5 protein-coding genes are annotated in these 3,729 nt (G+C 28.3%); 1 reads left to right on the top strand and 4 read right to left on the bottom strand.

The window, feature by feature from the left end; genetic code table 11:
• Positions 1-318: 318 nt before the first annotated feature.
• The 4 genes from Q0649_RS10680 to Q0649_RS10695 form a co-directional block, all read right to left on the bottom strand.
• Complete coding sequence (locus tag Q0649_RS10680; RefSeq protein WP_298841355.1) at positions 319-624, bottom strand: hypothetical protein; 306 nt, start codon at positions 622-624, stop codon at positions 319-321.
• A gap of 594 nt (positions 625-1,218) precedes the next feature.
• Complete coding sequence (locus tag Q0649_RS10685) at positions 1,219-1,398, bottom strand: hypothetical protein (RefSeq protein WP_298841357.1); 180 nt, start codon at positions 1,396-1,398, stop codon at positions 1,219-1,221.
• A gap of 119 nt (positions 1,399-1,517) precedes the next feature.
• A complete protein-coding gene (locus tag Q0649_RS10690) occupies positions 1,518-2,483 on the bottom strand; it encodes a tRNA-dihydrouridine synthase (RefSeq protein WP_298841360.1) in 966 nt (321 codons plus the stop codon).
• On the bottom strand, positions 2,480-3,115 hold the full coding sequence (locus Q0649_RS10695; RefSeq protein ID WP_298841363.1) for a DsbA family oxidoreductase: 636 nt from the start codon (positions 3,113-3,115) through the stop codon (positions 2,480-2,482). The genes Q0649_RS10690 and Q0649_RS10695 overlap by 4 nt, the downstream gene beginning before the upstream one ends.
• 390 nt (positions 3,116-3,505) lie before the next feature.
• Here Q0649_RS10695 and Q0649_RS10700 point away from each other — a divergent pair.
• Positions 3,506-3,729 (top strand): amino acid permease (locus tag Q0649_RS10700; protein WP_298841365.1); only part of this gene is annotated, 224 nt, incomplete at its 3' end.

Consider the following 3,729-nt stretch of genomic DNA (forward strand, 5'->3'; position numbering starts at 1 on the left):
CCAAATCTTAAAAGTTATCCACAGTTTTTATTTTTGAATTCTGCAAGCCCCTATATTTAACCTTACTTAATTTTATATTTTTCTTATTCTAATATTTTTCTTATTCTAATAAGATCCTTACTACAATACTTACTATATAGAATAATTTCTACATTATTTATTAAATTCCTTCTAAAAATCACAATATTAAAAACAAAACCACCATTATTATTAAATCGATGGTCTAAAGGCAATTGTTTTACTCAAGTTCGAAATCGCCAATATAAAGCTGATAATATTTTCCTCTCTGTGATATTAACTTTTCGTGATTACCAGACTCTATGATTCGGCCTTCCTCAAGCACCATAATTTCATCAGCATTTTTTCTTTAATAAATCCATTTGTTTTACCCATAGAACTTTGCTGTTTAATAAAATTTTCTTGAACCACATTGTTTAGACGCTCGTAGGTACGAAATACTCTCTCAAAAATAGGATGAGCATTGATAATAGTTATGTAAATCCCGTATCCTAGAAATGGTATAGCTATAAGAAATATTAAAGCTAGTTTTGCATTAAGGCTAAAAGCCATAATTAAAGAAAAAATAAGCATTAGTGGCCTTCGTACTAAAATACGAATGATCATCTGATAAGCATTTTAAACATTGGTCGCATCTGTAGTTAACCGCGTTACTAAGCTTGCAGTTGAAAATTTTTCAATATCCGCGAATAAAAAATTCTATATATTGTAATACATTTGTCGTAGTACATTCTTTGCATACCCTGCAGAAGCTCTGGCTGAATATTTCCCTGATAACATACCAAAAAAAGTGAAAATATAGTGCATAAAACTAGTACACTACCCATTTTCTCAATGTAACTTAGGTTTCCTTTTGATATTAGGTTGTCAATAATTTGTGCCATTAAGAAAGGAATTATAACCTCCATACATTAATATTTGTCATTAACCTTACAGTTAGGTAGCTAACAACATAGTAAAAAAAATAACTATCTGCATATGTCTAACAAGATAATTAACTATTCTATATTTTTTGAAATTTTTTGTTCAACCAGAATAATTTGGGCTTCTATTTTTAGATGAATGCTAAAAGCTTTCTCTGTGAGAATAAGTTTTTTTAGTCGTGCATCACAAGACACCGCCTGCCTCGTTATTAATCCATTTTTCTCCATGAGTTGCAAGATACCCGTGGCTGTAGATCTCCTAATGTTAAACTCAATTTCAACATCTTTTTGGAAGATATCCTTTTTTCTCTACATTATCACAAAGATAATCAATGATCCAACACTGCATTCCTGTTATACCATCAATCTCGCACTTTGAAACGCTAATATCAATTTGGCGTTTTACTTGATTAGAAAGTGTTTTTACTACAAATCCTATGGCCTTTGAACGATCCACAAAGCACCTCCCTATTGTTATGTTAGTATGCTAACAACTTTAATACTTGGTATTATAATTGTCAAACTTTATAAGCATAGCTTTTAACAAGACTATAACTAAAATCAGTGCTGGATTATTTAATATTGATTATTAAATAATCCAGCACCTTTTATGACTTCCTGCTCGGTAAATAAACTTAATACAGCTTCATTATATTCATTTAAGTTTTGCGACTTCTTTATTTTTTTAGCATACTTTTTATTATCTGAAAATATATAAATCATATACCCCCATAATTCTTTCATTCTAAATATTGCATTTTTCTCTTCATCAAATACTTCTATATATTTATATAGAAGTTCATCATGAAAATCTTTTAATGCTTTTTTATCTATATTGGTATTGTTTTTAATCTCATTCATTAAGTTTGGATTAGCTATTATCCCTCTTCCTAGCATTACTGTTTTTACTTTCGGAAAAGTTTTCATTAATTTATTATGATCATCACTAGTGAAAATATCCCCATTATAACACACTGGATTTATGCTTAAAGATAAAGCATCTTTAAATACCTGTAAATTAGGTTTGTTCCCATAAAAATCCTTTTGTATTCTTGGATGTATAATTAATTCTTCTAAAGGATATTTATTATACATTTTTATTAGCTCATAAAATTCTTGTGGACTATCCTTTCCTATTCTAGTTTTTATAGAAATATTTATATCACTTATTTTAAATATTTCATCTAAAAACATATCAAGTTCTTCTCTTTTGGCTAAAAAACCTGAGCCTCTATTTTTTGAAACAACTGTTCCAGCAGGACATCCTAAATTTAAATTAATCTCATTATAACCCAATTGTTTTAATTTTTTACAAGTAATGATAAAACCTTCTGAATCATTAGTAAGTATTTGTGGAACTACATTCATTCCTTTATTGTTTTCAGGCAAAACATCTCTTAATTCTTTAGACTTAAGACTTCTACTTTTATTTGTAACAATAAAAGGTGTAAAGTATTTATCTATGTTGTTAAAATATTTTTTATAAGAATTTCTATAGACGTATCCCGTAATGCCTTCCATTGGTGCTAAATAATATTTCATTCTTCTTCTCTTGCTTTCTCAAGTGCCTCTAAAAACATTTCAGACGGTTGTGCACCAGATATCGTATATTCATTATTAATTATAAAATAAGGAACACCACTGATTCCAAGTTTTGAAGCCGCTTCTTCATCTTTTCTTACTTCGTTACTATACAGATTTGATTTTAAAATACTTAATGCTTTTTCCCTATTAATACCGACTTCGTAAGCAAGACTAGCTAACACTTTATGATCAGATATATTTAAAGCATCTACAAAATATGCCTTTAGAATTCTTTCTGATAATTCATTCATCTTACCTTGTGTTTTTGCATAATGTGCTATTCTGTGAGCATCAAAAGTATTTGTTGGAATTAAATCATCAAAATTATAATTAAGACCTATAGCTTTAGCCTGCGTTGCTATTTGATTGTTTGATTCTTTAGCTTGTTCTACAGGTATGCCATATTTTTTTGCTATAATCTCATTAATGTTTCCATCAACTTTCTTTTTAGCTGCTGGATCAAGCTCAAAGCTTTTAAAAACTAATTCAACCTCGCCCTTATATTCATATTTTTCTAAAGCAATTTCTAATCTCCTTTTACCTATATAACAAAAAGGACACACAAAATCAGACCATATTTCTATCTTCATACTATTCCTCCTCAATCCTCTGTTTTATATACAATGCCTTAAGCTTTAAACTAATATACATTTTTTTCATTTACCCATCTCATTTATTTGGGTAAGAATAAATGTTAGCTCTTAGAGCTTTCTTTGTCAATACTTATTATTCAACTGCCCACCATTTATTATAATAATATTTGTCATAATATTCAAATACATAAAATATATCATTAAAGTAACATTTTTTATTCTTAATCATTTAAAAATTTACCAATTTTTCTCAAGTATAGTTATACTATTTATATATTAATAAACCTTTTTTCTATTGATTTTACACTTGTAAAGCTATAAAGCGTAATGCTATAATGAATTTATTGAAAATTATAAATTATGAATTATGAAAGGAATGATTAAATCATGGAAACAAAGTTACAAAAAAAATTTGGTCTCATTACTGCAATAGCAATGGTTATTGGCATCGTTATAGGTAGTGGTGTTTTTTTCAAAGCAGAAAAGGTATTAACTGCAACTGGAGGTGATCTTAAACTAGGTATTTTAGCTTGGGTAATTGGCGGTGTTATTATGATTTCTTGTGCTTATACTTTTGCTGTAATGGCAACTAAATACGAGAAAGTAAATGG

The sequence above is a fragment of the uncultured Clostridium sp. genome (assembly GCF_937920395.1).
GTDB lineage: Bacteria > Bacillota > Clostridia > Clostridiales > Clostridiaceae > Clostridium_AD.

What these genes read in the sequence shown, in the direction of transcription:
- Q0649_RS10695 (WP_298841363.1), bottom strand. Translation starts at nt 3,115, where the DNA reads ATGAAGATAGAAATATGGTCTGATTTTGTGTGTCCTTTTTGTTATATA.
- Q0649_RS10690 (WP_298841360.1), bottom strand. Translation starts at nt 2,483, where the DNA reads ATGAAATATTATTTAGCACCAATGGAAGGCATTACGGGATACGTCTAT.
- Q0649_RS10680 (WP_298841355.1), bottom strand. Translation starts at nt 624, where the DNA reads ATGATCATTCGTATTTTAGTACGAAGGCCACTAATGCTTATTTTTTCT.